Origin of the sequence: Streptomyces sp. NPDC001678, from assembly GCF_042892945.1 — a bacterium.
Classification (GTDB): Bacteria; Actinomycetota; Actinomycetes; order Streptomycetales; family Streptomycetaceae; genus Streptomyces.
The window spans coordinates 254,347-271,884 of record NZ_JBIAUP010000002.1 but is presented as its reverse complement, the minus strand read 5'-3'; the positions used below and the strand labels follow the sequence as shown (position 1 = coordinate 271,884).

The following is a 17,538-nucleotide window of genomic DNA, read 5'->3' as shown; positions in this document are numbered from 1 at the left end:
TCATGCCCCGGCCCCTCGACGCGCCTCTAGGCTGGTTCCGGGGGCAGGGCGGTGCCCGTCCCCGGAACAGCACTCGGGGATTTGAGGAACAGCACGTGGGACGGGAAGCGACAACGGAGACCGGCAGGACCGGCATACCGGCGGTCCGCGTCGAAGGACTGTGGAAGCGGTTCGGCGAGCAGGTGGCGGTCGCCGGGATCGATCTGGAGATACCCGCGGGCCGGTTCGTGGGCCTGGTCGGCCCCAACGGCGCCGGGAAGACCACCACCCTCTCCATGGTCACCGGGCTGCTGCGCCCGGACTCCGGCCGGGTGGAGATCGGCGGCGCCGACGTCTGGCAGGACCCGGCCGCCGTCAAGGCCCGCATCGGAGTGCTGCCCGAGGGGCTGAGGATGTTCGAGCGCCTCTCGGGGCGTGAACTCCTCGCCTACACCGGACGGCTGCGCGGCCTGCCCGGTGACGAGGTCGACAAGCGCGCCGCCCAGCTCCTGGACGTCCTCGACCTCGCGGGCGCGCAGAACAAGCTCGTCGTCGACTACTCCACCGGTATGCGCAAGAAGATCGGCCTGGCCGCCGCGCTGCTGCACAACCCCGAAGTCCTCTTCCTCGACGAGCCGTTCGAGGGCGTCGACCCGGTCTCCGCCCAGACGATCCGCAAGGTCCTGGAGCGCTACACCGCCTCGGGCGCCACCGTCGTCTTCTCCAGCCATGTGATGGAACTGGTGGAGTCGCTGTGCTCCTGGGTCGCCGTCCTGGCCGGCGGCCGCATCCGCGCCCAGGGCGCCCTCGCGGACGTCCGCGGCGACGCGCCGACCCTCCAGGACGCGTTCCTGGAGCTCGTCGGCGTGCGCGGGCACTCGGACGGCGACGACCTCGACTGGCTCGGCGGCGGCGCCCGATGAGCACGGCCACCGCCTCCTCCGTCCCCGCCGCCGACGCCACCGCCTCCTCCCCCGCCACGATCAAGGCCTCCACGGCCGTCTTCGTCCGGCTGAAGCTGTCGCTGCTGCGCAACGGACTGCGGCAGTCCGCCGGCCGCAAGGCCGTCTGGATCACCTCCCTCGTCATCGTCTCGCTCTACGCCGCGCTCCAGCTCCTCGGCTTCATCGCGCTGCGCGGCCACGCCCACGTCGGCGCCCTGACCGTGTGCACGGCGGCCCTGCTGGCGTTCGGCTGGGCGGTGATGCCGCTGTTCTTCCCCGGCGGCGACGAGACCATGGACCCCAGCCGGCTGGTGATGCTGCCGCTGCGTCCCACCCCGATGCTGGCGGGCCTGCTGGCCGCGGCCCTGGTGGGCATCGGCCCGGTGTTCACCGTGCTGGTGCTGATCGGAGCGGTGATCGCCAGTGCCCACGGCGCCGCCGCCTTCGCCGTCGGCGTCCTGGCCGTCCCGCTGGCCCTGCTGGTCTGCCTGGCCCTGGCCCGGGCCGTGGCCACGGCCAACGTCCGGCTGCTGACCAGCCGCAAGGGCCGTGACCTGGCCCTGCTGAGCGGTCTGTTCATCGCCGTGGGCGGACAGCTCCTCAACCTCGGCATGCAGAAGCTCAACGGCGCCGGCATGGGCCGGCTGGAGTCCGTGGCCGACGTCCTGCGCTGGATCCCGCCGGGCTCCGCGCTGGACGCCGTCCGGGCCACGAGCGACGGCGCGTACGGACGGGCCGCCACCGGGCTGGCCCTGACCGTCGTCGCGCTCGTCGCGGTGCTGTGGTGGTGGCAGCGCGGCCTGACGAAGGTCATGACCGCGGGCGACGCCTCCACCCTCGGCGCGGCCTCCGTCGCGGGGCCCGAGAAGGCCCGCGCCGACGGCTCCGGCCTCGCCCGGCTGCTGCCCGCCGGACGCACGGGAACCGTCATGCACCGCTCGCTGCGGTACATCTGGCGCGACCCCAAGACCAAGGCCTCCTGGGTCTCCGGGCTCGCGGTGGGCGCGCTGGTGCCGATCGTCAACGCGGCGCAGGGCATGTCCAGCATCTGGTTCGCCATGTTCGCGCCGACCATGCTCGGCCTCCAGATGTACAACCAGTTCGGCCAGGACGGCCCGGCGTTCTGGATGGTGCTCCAGACCATCGGCTCCCGCCGCGACGCCTACGCCGAACTGCGCGCCCGCGCCCTGTCCTTCTCGCTGATCGCCGTCCCGTACGTGGCCCTCGTGGTCACCGGCACGACGTACTTCACCGGCCGGTGGCAGGACTGGGCCGAGGTCCTGGGCATGTCCTTCGCCCTCCTGGGCGCCCTCTTCGCCACCGGCGCCCTGGCCTCCGTCCTGGCCCCGTACTCGATCCCCCAGGACAGCGGCTTCAAGAACGTCGCCCCCGGCCAGGGCGCCCTCGCCTGGTTCGGCATGCTGGGCGCCCTGATCGGCGCCGTCCTGTGCGCCCCGCTGGGCGCGCTGACGATCGGCCTGCACATCGCGGACGCGCACGGCTGGCTGTGGATCGTGCTGCCGCTGGGAGCGGGCTACGGCGTCCTGACGACCTGGGCGGGGCTGCGCCTGGCGGCACCGCGCATGCTGGAACGCCTGCCGGAGATCCTCACGGCGGTGAGCAAGGGGTAGCCGAGAGGGGTTCCGAACGCCGGAGGGGCTGGACGCGCGTCCAGCCCCTCCGGCGTTTCCAGGACCCGGGGCTCAGCCCTTGATGTCCGCGTAGCCGGGGATCTCGCGGGGGTCGCGGGGGCCCGGGCCCACATAGCGGGCCGACGGTCGTACGAGACGCCCCGTGCGCTTCTGCTCCAGGATGTGCGCGCTCCAGCCCGCCGTGCGGGCGCAGGTGAACATCGAGGTGAACATGTGCGCGGGGACCTCCGCGAAGTCCAGCACGATCGCCGCCCAGAACTCGACGTTCGTGGCCAGCACCCGGTCCGGGCGGCGGTTGTGGAGCTCCTCCAGGGCCGCCTTCTCCAGGGCCTCGGCGACCTCGAAGCGCGGGGCCGCCAGCTCCTTCGCCGTACGGCGAAGGACGCGGGCGCGGGGGTCCTCGGCGCGGTAGACGCGGTGGCCGAAGCCCATGAGGCGCTCGCCCTTGTCGAGGGCGCCCTTGACGTAGGAGACGGCGTCGCCGGTGCGCTCGATCTCCTCGATCATGCCGAGGACACGCGAGGGCGCGCCGCCGTGCAGCGGCCCGGACATGGCGCCGACCGCGCCCGACAGGGCCGCCGCGACGTCCGCGCCCGTGGAGGCGATGACGCGGGCGGTGAAGGTGGAGGCGTTCATGCCGTGCTCGGCGGCGGAGGTCCAGTAGGCGTCGACGGCCTTGACGTGCCTGGGGTCGGGCTCGCCCCGCCAGCGCTTCATAAAGCGCTCGACGACCGTCTCCGCCTTGTCGATCTCCCGCTGCGGCACCATCGGCAGTCCCTGGCCGCGGGCCGACTGGGCGACGTACGACAGGGCCATCACGGCGGCCCGGGCGAGGTTGTCACGGGCGGTGGCCTCGTCGATGTCGAGAAGGGGTTTCAGGCCCCAGACGGGCGCGAGCATCGCCAGCGCGGACTGCACGTCGACGCGGATGTCGCCCGAGTGGACGGGGATGGGGAACGGCTCGGCCGGCGGAAGCCCGGGGTTGAAGGCGCCGTCGACCAGCAGCCCCCAGACGTTGCCGAAGGAGACGTTGCCCACCAAGTCCTCGATGTCGACGCCTCGGTAGCGGAGGGAACCGCCTTCCTTGTCGGGTTCGGCGATCTCCGTTTCGAACGCGACGACTCCTTCGAGTCCGGGGACGAAGTCGGACATCAGGCGGCTCCTCATGATGTGTGCGACAAGCGGCTGCCGACCGGCGGACCGTCCGGGGTCTCCGGAGGCCGGCCATGGGTCGGACGAGGTCAAAGGGGTTGGGCTTGCGTCTGTTGCTTTCCGGTGGGGGTGGTGCTTCCGGTGGGGTGGTCCCTCCGGTGGGGGGTGCTGCGCTCCGGTAGGAGGGCCGGCGCGGTTACGCGGCAGCGTGCGCGGCTCGCGGTCCGTTCCGGTCTACCCGGTCATGCCCCGTGCGGATGTACTTCACCCCGGACATCACCCGGCCTCCGCAGAAGTACGGTGCCGGGACCGGGGCCGGACACGATAGCCGGTGCTGCCGGGAAGCCACAGCTGTCCACCGGTGATTTTGGGGGGTTCAGGGCTTGCGGGGAAGGTGATGTCCGGCACACCGAAGTTTCCGCTGGTGACAGGGTTATGGGACGGGAATCCGGGCAGGAGCGACGGTCCACCCGTGGCGTCGGCCGCCCCGTGCTGCAAGATGTGCACGTGTCCCACGCCGACGACTTCACCTCCGACACATCCGACGACGCCTACGACAACGACAGCGATGACGGGCTCGAGTACGGACTCGCGTTCGATCTCCAGCACGACCTGACCGCCATGCGGGCGCACTACCGCTCCGCGGGCCTGTCCGAGACGGAGCTGACGGCCGATCCCTACGAGCAGTTCGCGCACTGGTTCACCGAGGCCGCCGCGAGCGAGCTCCACGAGCCCAACGCCATGGTCGTGTCCACGGCGGACGCCGCCGGACGGCCCAGTTCCAGGACCGTGCTGCTCAAGGCGTACGACCGGCGGGGGTTCGTCTTCTACACCAACTACAACTCCCGCAAGGCCAGGGAGATCGCGGCGAACCCGCGGGTCTCGCTGCTGTTCCCCTGGTATCCGCTGGCCCGTCAAGTCGTCGTCACCGGTACGGCCGAACGGGTGTCGCCCGAGGAGACCGCCGCTTACTTCCGCGCGCGCCCCTACGGTTCGCAGATCGGCGCCTGGGCGAGCGAGCAGTCGACGGTGGTCGCCTCCCGCGCCGAACTCGACGCGGCGTACGAGCGAATGGCCGCCCGCCATCCGGAGGGCGAGCCGGTGCCGGTGCCGCCGCACTGGGGCGGCTTCCGGGTGACGGCGGAGACGGTGGAATTCTGGCAGGGCCGGGAGAACAGGCTCCACGACCGGCTCCGGTACCTCCGCACCGAGGGGAACGGCTGGCAAGTGGAACGCCTCTGCCCATAGGCCTCTGCCCATAGGCCTCTGCCCGTAACAACAGCACGAGAACAACAGCACGAGAACAACAGCCACGGGCGGAAACGCAGACGGCCCGTGGGCTGCTACCGCCCTCCGCCTGATGGCGGAGCGACGACGGTGCCGAGCGGACGACTCGGCGGCCCACGGACCGGGTGACTGCTTGGGATTGGCCGGCACAGCCGGCGCTGCGTAGTAACGCGACGACGGGCGCTAGCCCGCAGTCACCTCACGCGTCCGGAAAGAAATCATGTCCCGAACCACCTCCCTTCTCGTGTGCCCCACAGCCTAGGAACGGCCGCTCGCCCCCGGCAACCGAATTTCCTTGGGCATCGATTTCGGCGAAGACGGTGTGGGGTGCGCCGGGGTCGAGTTGAATGCCGGTCGTGCAGGACTTGCAGGGCACGCGGACACGTCCAGCGGGGGGTATCTCGTGACGGCTCCACACCAGCCCGGCCCCATCGGCCACCGGGCGGCCCCGGAGAGCGAGGACCACGACCTCCTGGCGGCGCTTCTCGACGGCATGGACGCGGCACTGTGCGCGTTCGACGCCGACGGTCACGTCACCCACTGGAACCGCGAGGCCGAGCGGATACTCGGCTGGACGCCCGACGAGGCCGTGGGCCGACGGGGCCTGGGCGGCTGGGCCGCCCGCGAGGCGGACGCCGAGGAGGTCACCGGGCGGCTGCTGGGCGTGATGAAGTCGGCGACCCGCCAGGTGGACGAGTTCGCGCTGCTCACCAAGGACGGCCGGCGGGTGCTCGTCCGCGTCCAGTCCTCCGCCGTGCCCGGCCCGGACGGCAGCCCGGCGGGCGTGTACTGCGCGTTCAGCGAGGTGCACACCCAGATCGACCTGGAACGGTCCGTCGCGCTGAGCGAGGCGCTGTTCGGCGACGCGTCCTGGGGCGTGGTGCTGGTCGACGCCGACCTCCGCCCGGCGCTGGCCAACGCCCATGCCGCCCGCGCCCTGCGGACGAGCCGTACGGCCCTGCTGGGCCGCCCCCTGGGCGAACTGCTCGACCAGGGCGTGGAGGAAGTGGAGGGCGCCCTCCAGCACGTCCTGGCGGCCGGCGCGCCGCCCGCGCCCACCGAGCTGTGGGTGACCGTCCGCGACCACGGCGGCGGCCCCTCGCCCGTACCCGAACGGCGCTGCTGGCGCAGCGGTTTCCTGCGGCTGGCCACCCCGCTGGCCGAGGAACCCGTCCCCCTGGGCGTGGCCTGGCTGTTCCTGGACGTCACCAAGGCCCGGATGGCCGAGCAGGAGAGCGCCCGGCTGCGCTTCCGGGGCAGCCAGCTGCACCGGGCGGGACGGGCGGTCGCGGAGTGCGAGGACCCCATGGAGGCCGCGGCCCTCTACATGGACTTCGCGCTCGCGGGCTTCGCCGACCACGCCCTGATCGATCTGCTGCCCGAGCCCCGGCCCGTCCCGGAGGGCCCGTTCCGCCTGATCCGCGCGGCGGCGACGCCCGCCTGGGCGCCGGGCCAGGGCCCGCCGACCTCGCCCGGCGGCGTCCCGGTGCCGTACCTCGACGGGCATCCGGCGCTCCAGGCCGTCGAGCGCTGCGGCTCGGTACGGGCGGCGGCGGACCGTTCGGAGGACTGGGCCACCGCCCGCAAATGGCCCGAGGGCACCCGCCACGCCCTGTCCACGGCCCTGCGCAGCCGGGGCCGGACGGTGGGCGTGGTCACCTTCCTGCGGGGCGGCTCACGCCGCGCCTTCGACCGCGCGGACGCGATCTACGCGGAGGACATCGCCTCCCGGGTGGCGGCGTCGATCGACCTGGCGATGGCGACGGCCGGGTGACGAAGACGGGGTGACGAAAGCGGGGTGACGAAGGCCGGAAGGGCCGGGGCGGGACGGGCCCTTCCGGGAGCGGGTCAGCGGTTGTCGCCCAGTTCCTGGTGCATCTGGGGCTGGTCGTCCTGGTCGTGGGTGAGTGCGTAGCGCTGGATCTCGTTGTACGCCTTGGAGGCGATGCCGACGATCTCCTTGTAGGGGTTGACGCCGGTGACCTTCTCGGCGCCGCCGCCCAGGAGGCCGCCGCCGATGCCGCTGACCAGGCCGTGTCCGGCGGCGAGCGGCTGGGCGGCGAGGTCGAGGACGCTCTTGGGCAGTCCGGCCATGTCGGCGTACTTGTCGGTGAGCGCGTGGCGGACCATCGCGACGAACGCGTCGTGGACCGGCCCGGGGTAGAACTTCTTGTAGAAGTCGAGGGCCTGCTTGGTCATGAAGACGCCGTCGTCGGTCTTCTTCCACTCGTTGTCGCGCACCTGCTTCCACAGGCGTGTGGTCTCGTCGGCGTCCTTGGACACCAGCCACTTCTCCGGGGTGCCGAGGTAGTGGTTGACGTAGTACCAGGCGCGCATGAATCCGTTGGCGTCGTCCTTGGAGACGTCGATGCCGAGGTTCTTCATGGCTTCGAGGATCTGCACGCTGAACACGCAGATGGCGCCGGTGGTGTATTTCTGCGGGACGGGCTCGCCCCACTTGTCGTAGTCCCAGACGCCGCTCTTCTTGTGGAGCTGGCGTACCGAGGCGTGGACCAGGCGGACCTTGGTGACGTTCGCGGCGAGGGTCCCGTCGCGGGTGGCGTTGTCGTTGCCCATGTCGAGGAACAGCCGTGAGGACTGCGACAGGCGCCGGCCGGGGCCGTCGACGCCGCCGAGGCGGCCGGTGGAGCGCAGGGTGAACGCCCCGGTCGGGGACAGGTAGGTGCCGATCAGGCCGACGGTGCCCTGCAGCATGGACGCCGTGCCGTGGTGGTGGCGGAAGAAGCCCTCCACCGCGGTGGAGTCCGCGTCCGTCCAGTCCGGCGGCGGCGCCTCGGCCTGCTTCAGGAAGTCCGCCAGCCGCGGCGGCAGGTCCGAGTAGTCCTGACCGGGCCTGAGGGTGCCGATGGTGCGGAAGAGGGCGTTGATCCCGTCCACTTCCTTGTTGTCGATCAGGTCGGACACCAGCTGGTCGGCCGGCGGATCACCGGCCTTGTTGGCGAGCTCCAGCTCCTGCTCCACGTTCCGGGTCGTCAGGGGCACAGGGATTGCCTTCTTCCGTTCGAGGGGGCGTCCACTGGTCGCGTGGCGGCGTCCGCGCCGCCGGCGTGGTGCTCGGACAGAGCGGACCGGCGAACAGGAGCATGCTTCCCGGCCCTGCCGACACCACGGGGAGGAAGCGAGAGGAATCGTTTCTTCCTCACCCGAACGGGAGCCCCCGCCCGTCCGGGGCCTATCCGGGGCGACGACTCAGCGCCGGAAGAAGATGACGACTCAGTGCCGGAAGAAGATCCGGTCCCCGTACTCCTCCAGCACCCGCCCGTTCCACTCGTGCCCGCCGTCGACGTTGCCCGAGCGCAGCATCGGCGGGTCGATGCCGCGCGCGGCGAGTTCCCCGGCCGCCGCGGCCATCACGGCCTGCATCACGGCGCTCGCCACGACCGTCGACGCGGGCCCGAAGGGCGCGGCGATGCCCTCGGCGGTCAGTTCCGCGTCCCCGACCGTGATCTTGGTGTCGACGACGACGTCGCAGTGGTCCTTCAGAAACGTTCCGGACGCATGGCGGGAACGGGTCTCCTCGGCATAGGCCACGGACGTGACGCCGATGACCTTGAGACCGATGGCGCGGGCGTTCATGGCCATCTCGACGGGCAGCGAATTGCGCCCGGAGAGGGAGATGACGACGAGGACGTCGCCGGGCCGCGCGGGGCTGGTGTCCAGGACGGCCCCGGCCAGCCCGTCCACGCGCTCCAGCGCGCTGCCCAGCGTGGCGGGCATGACGTCGATGCCGACCACGCCCGGCACGGCCAGCAGGTTCACCAGGGCGAGCCCGCCCGCGCGGTAGACGACGTCCTGGGCGGGGAGCGAGGAGTGCCCGGCGCCGAAGACGAAGACCCGGCCGCCGGCCGCCACGGTGTCGGCGATCATGGCCCCGGCGTCCGCGACGGGCCCCGCCTCCTCGTCGCGCACCCGCCGCAGCAGGCCGATCGCGGCGTCGAAGAACTGCCCGGCCGGCTTGCTCTCGCTCATCGCTGCGGGGCTCCTTGGCGCTCGACTTGGCCGGACTCGGCCCGACATATCCGCTCGGTTCGTGCCCGGGGCGTACTCTCGTGGCGCGGATCACGTTGCGTGCTGGACCGGGGCGCTGTCAATACGGACGGGGCGGGCGGGGGCGTGGGCGGCCCCGTTGTCGGTCCCATGCGTCAGAATTGAGTCCAGGGCCAGCGCACGACTTATCGAGGGGCACGGCATGTCCGGACTGATCGACACCACGGAGATGTACCTCCGCACCATTCTCGAGCTGGAAGAGGAAGGTGTGGTCCCCATGCGCGCCCGCATCGCCGAGCGGCTCGATCAGAGCGGCCCGACGGTCAGCCAGACCGTGGCCCGTATGGAGCGCGACGGACTGGTCACGGTCGCGGGCGACCGGCACCTGGAGCTCACGGAGGAGGGCCGGCAGCTGGCCACCCGCGTGATGCGCAAGCACCGGCTGGCCGAGTGCCTGCTGGTCGACGTGATCGGCCTGGAGTGGGAGCAGGTGCACGCCGAGGCCTGCCGCTGGGAGCACGTGATGAGCGAGGCCGTCGAGCGGCGGGTGCTGGAGCTGCTGCGCCACCCCACGGAGTCGCCGTACGGCAACCCGATCCCGGGCCTGGAGGAGCTGGGCGAGAAGGCCGAGGCCGACCCGTTCCTCAATGACGGCATGGTCAGCCTGATGGATCTGGAGCCGGGCACCGACGGCAAGACCGTCGTCGTGCGCCGCATCGGCGAGCCGATCCAGACGGACGCCCAGCTGATGTACACGCTGCGCCGGGCCGGTGTGCAGCCGGGCGCGGTGGTCAGTGTGACGGAGTCGCCCGGTGGAGTGATGGTGGGCAGCAGTGGCGAGGCCGCCGAGCTGGCCGCGGACATCGCCGCGCATGTCTTCGTCGCCAAGCGCTGACCTGCCTCGACGCCGGGCTCGGACCGGCCGCGCCGGGTACGTATACCGCCTTACGTAAAGCTGCCGAGCCGCGGCGGAATCGGCGCGCCCGGGGCCGAGCCGTGCCAGGCTGGCGCTGAGTGCCGAAACGCATATGCGCGCGCAGCCGACCGGGGGGAGGGGCTGGGATGAGGCCGGCGGACCGGCGCCGACACGAAAACGGGCACGGAGACGGGCACGGAGACGGCCGCGAAGACGGGCGCGGCAACGGCCACGGAAACGGAAAAGGGCCCCGGCGCCCTCACGAGCGGCCGGGGCCCCACCTCCCCGTTCTCCCCCACGGCGCCCCGGAGCCCCGAGCTCCCAGGGTGCGCCGCGCGGACCTTCTTCCCCGAACGGTCCGCGCCCAGATCGATTCCTCCCCTGGGCGCAGACGGTCAATCCTGCCGTCCGGTCACTCGAACGAGGGGTGTTGCGCGCGACAACGGTTCATTCGAATGGAAGTTCCATAGGGTGGAGCTGCTCGGGGGAGACGAGGGGGTGCCAGGGCTCATGGTGCGGCGTATCGAGGTGACGGGGAGCGGCGGGGTGCGGCTCGCCGCCTGGGAGTTCGCCGATCCGCCGAAGGCCGGCGGCCGCGGACGGTACGACGGCGGCCCGGTGCCGGGCCCCGGTTCCCGGGCGGGCGGGGTGCTCCTCCTCCATGGCCTCCTGGGCCGCGCCGCGCACTGGGCGCAGACGGCCCGCTGGCTCTCCACGCGCTATCGCACGATCGCCCTCGACCAGCGCGGCCACGGCCGCAGCGACAAGCCCGTCAGCGGCCCCTATGCCCGGGAGGCATATGTCGCCGACGCGGAGGCCGCCGTCGAGCAGCTCGGCCTCGCGCCCGTCACCCTGATCGGTCACGCCATGGGCGCCCTCACGGCCTGGCAGCTCGCCGCCCGCCGTCCCGATCTCGTCCGCGCCCTGGTCATCTGCGACATGCGTGCCTCGGCCCTCGGCGCGGCCACCCAGCGCGAGTGGATCCAGTGGCTGGGCTCCTGGCCGGTGCCGTTCGCCACCCTCGCGGATGTGCGGAAGTGGTTCGGCGAGGACGATCCGACGCTGGAGCGGCCCGCCCCCAGCCGCGGGGATTTCTACGCGGAGGTGATGGCCGAGCGCGCCGACGGCTGGCGGCCGCTGTTCTTCCGCCGCCAGATGCTCCAGGCCCGCGAGGGCTACGCCCATGACGCGCACTGGGAGGAGCTGGCCCTGGTCGAGTGCCCGACGCTGGTCGTCCGCGGGCTGGACGGCGCGCTGGGCCGCGCCGAGGCCCAGGAGATGGTCCGCGTGCTGCCGCGCGGCCGCTACGCCGAGGTGCCGGACGCCGGTCATCTGATCCACTACGACCAGCCGGACGGCTGGCGGCGCGTGGCCGAGCCCTTTCTGGAGGCGGCCGTTCCGGCGTAGGAGCGGGATCGCTCCCATTAATTCAACAGCCGTTGACATACCCGGGCGGGCGGGTGTGCACTGGTAGTACGAGCCGAGCCCCGGCCGTGCCACAGCGATTCACCGGGAGCCGTCATGACCTCCGCACGCGTCCCATCCGCCTCGTCCGGGTTCACCGCGGACGTCCTGGTCGTAGGGGCCGGTCCGACCGGCCTCCTCCTCGCCGGCGATCTCGCCGCCGCGGGAGTGCGGGTCGTGGTGCTGGAGAAGCGCGCCGAGGAATCCAACCTCACCCGCGCCTTCGCCATCCACGCGCGCACCCTGGAGGTGCTCGACGCCCGCGCGCTCGCCGAGCCGCTGATCGCGACCGGCACGTTCCTGCCCGGAGTGCGGCTCCCCGGCGGCACCCGCGTGGAGATGACCTCCCTCGACAGCCGCTTCCCCGGCATCCTGATCACCCCTCAGTACGAACTGGAAGGGCTGCTGGAGAAGCGCGCGCTCGCGGCCGGCGCCGACATCCGGCGCGGCGCGCGGGTCACCGGGCTGCGGCAGGACGCGGAGGGCGTCGACGTGGACGTCGCGCCCGCCGAGGAGGGCGGGGAGCCCGTCACCTTCCGGGGCCGCTACGCCGTCGGCGCGGACGGGGTGCACAGCGCCGTCCGCGAGGCGATCGGCATGCCCTTCCCGGGGGAGGCCGTCGTGCGTTCGGTCATGCTCGCCGACGTACGGCTGGACGCCGCGCCGGACGAGGTGCCCGCCTTCAAGAGCACGACCGAGTGCTTCGCGCTCGTCGTCCCCTTCGGCGACGGCTGGTACCGCGTCATCGCCTGGGACCGGCACACGGATCTGCCCTCCAGCGCCCCCGTCGACTTCGAGAACCTCAAGGCCGTCACCCGGGCCGCCTTCGGCAAGGACTTCGGCATGCGCGACCCCCGCTGGACCTCGCGCTTCCACAGCGACGAACGCCAGGTGCCGCGCTACCGGGACGGCCGTGTCTTCCTCGCGGGCGACGCCGCGCACGTCCACTCCCCCGCCGGCGGCCTGGGCCTCAACGCGGGCGTCCAGGACGCCGCCAACCTCGGCTGGAAGCTCGCCGCCGTCCTCGCCGGCCGGGGCGGCGAACGCCTCCTCGACAGCTACCACGAGGAGCGGCACCCGGTCGGCGCGATGGTGCTGCGCATCAGCGGCGCCCTCATCCGCGCGGTCCTGGCGTCCACACCGCTCACCAGGGGCGTGCGGGGTGCGGTGGGCACCGTGGCACGGGTCGCGCCGTTCGCGGTGCGGCGTGCGGCGCTGTACGTCTCCGGCATCGGCATCCACTACCCGGCCCCGCCCGGCTCCCACCCGCTGACCGGCCACCGGGCCCCGGACCTGCCGCTGGCTGAGCTGGACGGCCGCCCGTCGCGGCTGTACGAGGCACTGCGGGCGGGGACGTACGTACGGGTGGTGCCGCGCGGGGTGGAGGCGAAGGACGAGCCGGCGGTCCTGACGGTGACCCGCGCGGACGCCTCGCACACGACCCTGCTCGTCCGCCCGGACGGGTACGTGGAGTCCGCGTCGGAGGGGTGAGCCCGGGGGCGCGCGCCGCATGAGCGAAGCGCGGCATGAGCGAAGCGCGCGCGCCCTCTCATCTCCCCCCACCTGCACAGTTGACACATCAACCACACAAAACATAGCTTCACGGTTGACACGTCAACCCATCGGAAGGGGACACCCGTGAACCGCACCCACCGCCGCATCACCCTCGGCCTCGGCATCGGGGCGGCCGCCGCGCTGTCCACCGCGCAGCTGGCACTCACCCCGGTCGCGGCCCAGGCGGACGCCCCGGCGGACGCGGGCCGCGCGCCCGCCCGCGCCGCCGCGACGCACACCGCCACCGCACCGGACTTCGCCGGCAAGACCCTGCGGATCTCCTACGACAACGGCTACAAGTTCGAGCTGCGCTTCGAGGGCGCGGACACCGCCCACTGGAAGGTGCTCGCCGGCCAGGACCCGGCCGAGGGCACGGTGAAGGTCGAGCACCACGAGCAGTCCCCGGGCGTCCACCGGCTGAAGTGGACCGAGGCCGACGGCACGACCGTCGAGCAGGTGCAGAACTGGAACACGGACACGGTGACGGCCCTCATCGAGTTCGAGCAGGACGGCACCAAGCAGCGCCTGGACCTCAAGGGCACCTTCGACGTCGTGTGCTGAAGGGCCCGTGCGCCCGCCCCCGCGCCCCGGTCCGGCCAGGACCGGCCAGGACCGTCCTCCACCGCCGCCCGGCCGACTCACTAAGGTTGGCCGACGTGGACGAACCGAGGTGGCTGGACCGGGACGAGGCTCGCGCCTGGCGCGGCTATGTCGCCATGAGCGAGATGCTGGAGGCGCGGCTGAGCCAAGACCTGCGCAAGGTGGGCCTGTCGACCGCCGACTACACCGTGCTCGTCCTTCTCTCCGAGGCCCCCGGCCACCGGATGGGACTGAGCGAACTCGGCACCGAGGCCCAGTGGTCCAAGAGCCGGGTCTCCCACCAGATCCGCCGCATGCAGGAGCGCGGCCTGGTGGTACGGGCGGAGGACCCGGACGACCCCCGTCGCGCCCACGCCGTCCTCACCGACGCAGGCGCGGACTCACTGCGGGCCGCCGCCCCCGTGCACGTGAGCGGCGTCCGCCGCTATCTGCTGGACCACCTCACACCGCAGCAGCAGGCCAACATGGCCGACATCGCCCTCAGCGTCCTGCCCCACCTGAGCCCGGCCCCGCTGCCCCCGGAGTTGCGGGCCTGATCATGACGCGAAGTACAGGGTCGGGCCACGGGGGCGGCCGTGAACCGGGCCCGGGATTCCTCAGGGCCTGGTCTCATCGGCCGTCGGCACCCCCGCGTTCGCCTGTATCACCCCGAACGCCGCCCCGAAGGGGTCGCGGAACATCGCCACCCGGCCCACGCCCGGTACGTCGATGGGCGGGATGAGCGTCCCGGCCCCGCGCTCCGCGGCCGTCGTCGCCACGCCGTCGCAGTCGCGGGTCGCGAAATACGGGTGCCATTCGGAGCGTGAGCCCGCTGCCACGTTTTCCGGGAGCAGCTGCATGATGGCGCCGTGCTGGGCCTCCCGGCCTGAGGGAGAGGAGGGGGAGACGGAGGGGCAGATGATGGCGAGGACGTGGGTGCCGACCTCGATCTCCCAGCCGGTGTCCCAGGGGAAGACGGCACCGTAGAAGGCCTTGGAGGCGGTCGCGTCCGTGGTGTACAGCTCGGTCCAGCACAGCGCGCCGGCGGTGTTGATCGCGTCCAGGGAGTCGACCTCGCCCGGCTGCCAGACGGCGAAGCGGGCGCCGGTCGGATCGGTGAACCCGGCCGCCCGGCCGGCCATCAGGACGTCGTGGGCCGGGAAGCGGACCGTACCGCCCGCCTGTTCCACGGCCTTGGCCGTGGCGTCGGCGTCCGCGGTGCGGAAGTAGATCTGCCACTCCCCCGCCGCCCCGGGCTCCGCCGACGGGCCGCAGCTCGCCACGATCCTCCCGGCCAGCCGGAACAGCCCGAACCCCCGTTCCTCCGGGCCCACGGGCTCGTACGTCCAGCCGAAAGCGGCCTCGTAGAAGGCGGCGGACGCGGCGGTGTCCGGGGTCGTGAGACCGAGCCAGTTGGGCCCGCCCGGTACATGCGTCGCTGTGAGCATGACGTACTCCTCGTCCTCAGTTCGTCCTCGGTCAGGAGATCCGGCTATCCGGCGACTCCCACAGCATGCCCACGTGGAGCACTCCACGCGCCCGGTTCGGTCCGCTCAGCCCACTCAGTCCGCTCAGTCCGTTCCGGCCGCTCAGTCCGCCGTCGGCCAGTCCCAGCCCAGCTGGAGGAACATGCCGAGGCGGTCGCTCACCGCGCGTATCTCGGAGATCAGGCCGTCCCTCAGCGTGAAGATCCAGATCTGCTCCACCTCGAACGAGCGGTGCGTCGGCTCCGGCATCCGGGGGTGCCGGCCCGTGTGCGTACCGCTGACGATCAGCCGGGCCACCACCGTATTGCCCTCGGCGACGAGCTGTTGGGGAGCCATCCTGCCCGCGCCGAAGGCCTCCAGCTGCCGCCGGAAGCCGTCGAAGGCCGCACCCGGCTCGTCCGGCTCGCCGTAAATGATCTTGTTGTGATCGATGACGTCGGCCGCCATATAGCGCGGGAAGTCGGCGATCCGCCGCTCGTTCACTGCCTGGAAGAAGCCCATCACGACCTCGCGGTTGCCCCGTTCCACACCCATCCCCGTTCACCCATTCTTACGTCGTAAGAGTTCGTCGCCGACCACTCTGCCCTTACGATGTAAGAAAGTCAACGCCGAGCGAAGGCCGATCCATGACGAGCAAGCGCACCCGAGGCGAACGAGCGGGCCTGACCAGGGAAATCGTCCTGGACGCCGCCCTGGGGCTCATCGACCGCGAGGGGCGCGCGGCGCTGACGATGCGCCGGCTGGGCGCCGAGCTCGGTGTCGAGGCCATGACCCTCTACCACCACGTGCCCAACAAGGACGCCCTGCTGGACGGCCTCGTGGAGCGGGTGTTCGCGGAGGCGCTGCCCCTCCCCGAGGGTCCCGGGGACCCCGAGGACCGGGAGGACCCCGAGGACCGGGAGGTGACGGACTGGCGCGCGTTCCTGCGCGCCTACGCCGGCTCCCTGCGCGCGGCCCTGCTCCGCCACCCCGGCGTCCTCCCCCTGGTCACCGGCCGCCCCGCCGTCACCCCGGCGACACTCGACGCCGTCGAGCGCGGGCTGCGCACCCTGACCTCGGCGGGCTTCGCCCTGGGCCCGGCCGTCGACACCCTCAACGCCCTCTCCCTCTTCGTCGTGGGCCACACCGCCGCCGAGGCCGACGCCCACTCCGCGCAGCCTTCCCCCAAGGCCGACACCCCCGCCCCCGGCACCAGCGCCTGGCTCGCCGAACTCGACTGCGAGCGCTACCCGCTGGTCGTCGAAGCGGCCGGCACCGGAGCGGGCACCGACGACGCCGAACGGTTCGGCTTCGCCGTCGACGCGATGCTCACCGGTTTCGGCGCGGCCGCCGGGCTCGCCCGCTGAGCGCTCCGACGGGAGTCCGGTACGTCATCTGCTGGCGCGTCGTGGCCGCGTAGGCCCTGCCGCGCCGGTCCGGGCCGTGCACGATGGCAGGCTTGGGACATGCGTCCCCTCCGCCCAGCCGCCGCCGTTCCAGCCGCCGCCGTTCCAGTCGCCGCCGTTCTGGGAATCGCCGCATCGGCCCTGCTCCTCCCGCCGGGCGCCACGCCCGCGCGCGCCGACGAGGGCGGCCCCGGCACGCCCTCCGGCTTCACCATCGAGGACCCCCGCATCAAGGAGTCCAGCGGTCTGGCCGCCAGCCGCGCCCACCCCGGCGTCTACTGGACGCACAACGACAGCGGCGACGGCCCGTACGCCTACGCCGTGGACAGCCGCACCGGGCGCACGGTCGCCAGGGTCACGCTCGAGGGCGTCGACGCCCGGGACGTCGAGGCGATCTCCATCGGCCCCGACGGGAACGTCTACCTCGGCGACATCGGCGACAACCTCGGCGGCACCTGGCCCGACGTCCGTCTCTACCGCTTCCCCGAGCCCAAGGAGCTCACGGGCGACATCACCGTCGCCCCCACCACGTACACCGTCCGCTACGAGGACGGGCCGCGCGACGCCGAGTCCCTGATGGTCCACCCCCGCACCGGCCGGGTCTACATCGTCAGCAAGAAGCAGTCGGGGAAGGGGGCCCTCTACGAGGCCCCGGAGCGGCTCTCCGCGTCCGGCGTGAACACCTTCCGTCGCGTCGCCGACATCGACGTGTGGGCCACGGACGGGGCGTTCTCCCCGGACGGCACCCGGCTCGTCGTCCGCGGCTACTTCGACGCCCGCGTCTACCGCTGGGAGAACGGCCGTCCGGTGAAGGAGCTCGGCCGTCCCGTCGTGCCCCTGCAACGCCAGGGCGAGTCGGTGGCGTTCACGCCCGACGGCCGGACGCTGATGTACGGCTCGGAAGGCGACCGCAGCAAGGTCGTCCCGATCGAGCTCGGCGACGAGCTCCTGCCGGACAGCGCCGCGAAGGAAAAGCGGAACGACAAGAACAAGGGAGGCACGGGGCAGGCCGCCGACGCGGGCCCGGACGGCGACAGCCGCACCCTCACCATCGGGGCCGGAGCCGTCGCCGTCGTCGCCCTGGCGCTGAGCCTCCGGTGGTTGTTCCGGCGGCGTAGCGCATAAGCGGCC

At 72.4% G+C, this 17,538-nt stretch carries 16 protein-coding genes; 11 read left to right on the top strand and 5 right to left on the bottom strand.

What is annotated here, in order from left to right; genetic code table 11:
• The first annotated feature begins 95 nt into the window (after window positions 1-95).
• Window positions 96-902, top strand: a complete 807-nt coding sequence (locus ACFYZR_RS04775) for an ABC transporter ATP-binding protein (protein ID WP_391905025.1) — start codon at window positions 96-98, stop codon at window positions 900-902.
• Complete coding sequence (locus ACFYZR_RS04770; RefSeq protein ID WP_391905022.1) at window positions 899-2,554, top strand: transporter; 1,656 nt, start codon at window positions 899-901, stop codon at window positions 2,552-2,554. Before ACFYZR_RS04775 ends, ACFYZR_RS04770 begins: the two co-directional genes overlap by 4 nt.
• Before the next feature lie 72 nt (window positions 2,555-2,626).
• On the opposite strand, the gene ACFYZR_RS04765 is transcribed toward ACFYZR_RS04770, so the two are convergent.
• The gene (locus ACFYZR_RS04765; protein WP_391905019.1) at window positions 2,627-3,727 is read right to left on the bottom strand and encodes a citrate synthase 2; all 1,101 of its coding nucleotides are present in this window, start codon (window positions 3,725-3,727) and stop codon (window positions 2,627-2,629) included.
• 507 nt (window positions 3,728-4,234) lie between these two features.
• Between ACFYZR_RS04765 and pdxH the strand changes: the two genes are divergently transcribed.
• Together pdxH and ACFYZR_RS04755 are read left to right on the top strand one after the other, a co-directional pair.
• Window positions 4,235-4,975, top strand: coding sequence for a pyridoxamine 5'-phosphate oxidase (gene pdxH / locus ACFYZR_RS04760; protein WP_391905016.1), 741 nt, complete (start codon window positions 4,235-4,237; stop codon window positions 4,973-4,975).
• Window positions 4,976-5,417: 442 nt separating this feature from the next.
• Complete coding sequence (locus ACFYZR_RS04755; RefSeq protein WP_391905014.1) at window positions 5,418-6,788, top strand: PAS domain-containing protein; 1,371 nt, start codon at window positions 5,418-5,420, stop codon at window positions 6,786-6,788.
• A 74-nt stretch (window positions 6,789-6,862) separates the two neighbouring features.
• Here the strand turns inward: ACFYZR_RS04755 and ACFYZR_RS04750 are convergent, their stop codons facing one another.
• Both ACFYZR_RS04750 and ACFYZR_RS04745 read right to left on the bottom strand, forming a co-directional pair.
• A complete protein-coding gene (locus ACFYZR_RS04750) occupies window positions 6,863-8,017 on the bottom strand; it encodes an oxygenase MpaB family protein (RefSeq protein WP_391905011.1) in 1,155 nt (384 codons plus the stop codon).
• A gap of 231 nt (window positions 8,018-8,248) precedes the next feature.
• Window positions 8,249-9,004, bottom strand: a complete 756-nt coding sequence (locus tag ACFYZR_RS04745) for an SIS domain-containing protein (RefSeq protein ID WP_391905008.1) — start codon at window positions 9,002-9,004, stop codon at window positions 8,249-8,251.
• Between the two features lie 220 nt (window positions 9,005-9,224).
• Between ACFYZR_RS04745 and ACFYZR_RS04740 the strand changes: the two genes are divergently transcribed.
• From ACFYZR_RS04740 to ACFYZR_RS04720, 5 genes are all read left to right on the top strand, one after another.
• Window positions 9,225-9,917, top strand: a complete 693-nt coding sequence (locus ACFYZR_RS04740; RefSeq protein WP_126915571.1) for a metal-dependent transcriptional regulator — start codon at window positions 9,225-9,227, stop codon at window positions 9,915-9,917.
• Window positions 9,918-10,448: 531 nt separating this feature from the next.
• On the top strand, window positions 10,449-11,345 hold the full coding sequence (locus tag ACFYZR_RS04735) for an alpha/beta fold hydrolase (protein WP_391905005.1): 897 nt from the start codon (window positions 10,449-10,451) through the stop codon (window positions 11,343-11,345).
• A 114-nt stretch (window positions 11,346-11,459) separates the two neighbouring features.
• Window positions 11,460-12,893 (top strand): FAD-dependent monooxygenase, encoded by a 1,434-nt coding sequence (locus tag ACFYZR_RS04730; protein WP_391905002.1) that lies wholly within the window; start codon window positions 11,460-11,462, stop codon window positions 12,891-12,893.
• 147 nt (window positions 12,894-13,040) lie between these two features.
• A complete protein-coding gene (locus tag ACFYZR_RS04725) occupies window positions 13,041-13,517 on the top strand; it encodes a MoaF N-terminal domain-containing protein (RefSeq protein WP_391904999.1) in 477 nt (158 codons plus the stop codon).
• A 95-nt stretch (window positions 13,518-13,612) separates the two neighbouring features.
• Window positions 13,613-14,092, top strand: a complete 480-nt coding sequence (locus tag ACFYZR_RS04720; RefSeq protein ID WP_391904997.1) for a MarR family winged helix-turn-helix transcriptional regulator — start codon at window positions 13,613-13,615, stop codon at window positions 14,090-14,092.
• A 60-nt stretch (window positions 14,093-14,152) separates the two neighbouring features.
• Here ACFYZR_RS04720 and ACFYZR_RS04715 read toward each other — a convergent pair whose 3' ends face one another.
• Window positions 14,153-14,983, bottom strand: coding sequence for a VOC family protein (locus ACFYZR_RS04715; RefSeq protein ID WP_391904994.1), 831 nt, complete (start codon window positions 14,981-14,983; stop codon window positions 14,153-14,155).
• Window positions 14,984-15,124: 141 nt separating this feature from the next.
• Window positions 15,125-15,556 (bottom strand): ester cyclase, encoded by a 432-nt coding sequence (locus ACFYZR_RS04710; RefSeq protein WP_391904993.1) that lies wholly within the window; start codon window positions 15,554-15,556, stop codon window positions 15,125-15,127.
• Between the two features lie 92 nt (window positions 15,557-15,648).
• Here ACFYZR_RS04710 and ACFYZR_RS04705 point away from each other — a divergent pair, with 92 nt between their 5' ends.
• Together ACFYZR_RS04705 and ACFYZR_RS04700 are read left to right on the top strand one after the other, a co-directional pair.
• On the top strand, window positions 15,649-16,368 hold the full coding sequence (locus tag ACFYZR_RS04705) for a TetR/AcrR family transcriptional regulator C-terminal domain-containing protein (RefSeq protein ID WP_391904990.1): 720 nt from the start codon (window positions 15,649-15,651) through the stop codon (window positions 16,366-16,368).
• 99 nt (window positions 16,369-16,467) lie between these two features.
• On the top strand, window positions 16,468-17,532 hold the full coding sequence (locus tag ACFYZR_RS04700; protein WP_391904987.1) for a hypothetical protein: 1,065 nt from the start codon (window positions 16,468-16,470) through the stop codon (window positions 17,530-17,532).
• The last annotated feature ends 6 nt before the right edge of the window (window positions 17,533-17,538 follow it).

Coding starts and splice junctions, on each gene's coding strand:
- ACFYZR_RS04770 (WP_391905022.1), top strand. CDS start 899: ATGAGCACGGCCACCGCCTCCTCCGTCCCCGCCGCCGACGCCACCGCC.
- ACFYZR_RS04765 (WP_391905019.1), bottom strand. CDS start 3,727: ATGTCCGACTTCGTCCCCGGACTCGAAGGAGTCGTCGCGTTCGAAACG.
- ACFYZR_RS04745 (WP_391905008.1), bottom strand. CDS start 9,004: ATGAGCGAGAGCAAGCCGGCCGGGCAGTTCTTCGACGCCGCGATCGGC.
- ACFYZR_RS04740 (WP_126915571.1), top strand. CDS start 9,225: ATGTCCGGACTGATCGACACCACGGAGATGTACCTCCGCACCATTCTC.
- ACFYZR_RS04735 (WP_391905005.1), top strand. CDS start 10,449: ATGGTGCGGCGTATCGAGGTGACGGGGAGCGGCGGGGTGCGGCTCGCC.
- ACFYZR_RS04730 (WP_391905002.1), top strand. CDS start 11,460: ATGACCTCCGCACGCGTCCCATCCGCCTCGTCCGGGTTCACCGCGGAC.
- ACFYZR_RS04715 (WP_391904994.1), bottom strand. CDS start 14,983: ATGCTCACAGCGACGCATGTACCGGGCGGGCCCAACTGGCTCGGTCTC.
- ACFYZR_RS04710 (WP_391904993.1), bottom strand. CDS start 15,556: ATGGGTGTGGAACGGGGCAACCGCGAGGTCGTGATGGGCTTCTTCCAG.
- ACFYZR_RS04705 (WP_391904990.1), top strand. CDS start 15,649: ATGACGAGCAAGCGCACCCGAGGCGAACGAGCGGGCCTGACCAGGGAA.
- ACFYZR_RS04700 (WP_391904987.1), top strand. CDS start 16,468: ATGCGTCCCCTCCGCCCAGCCGCCGCCGTTCCAGCCGCCGCCGTTCCA.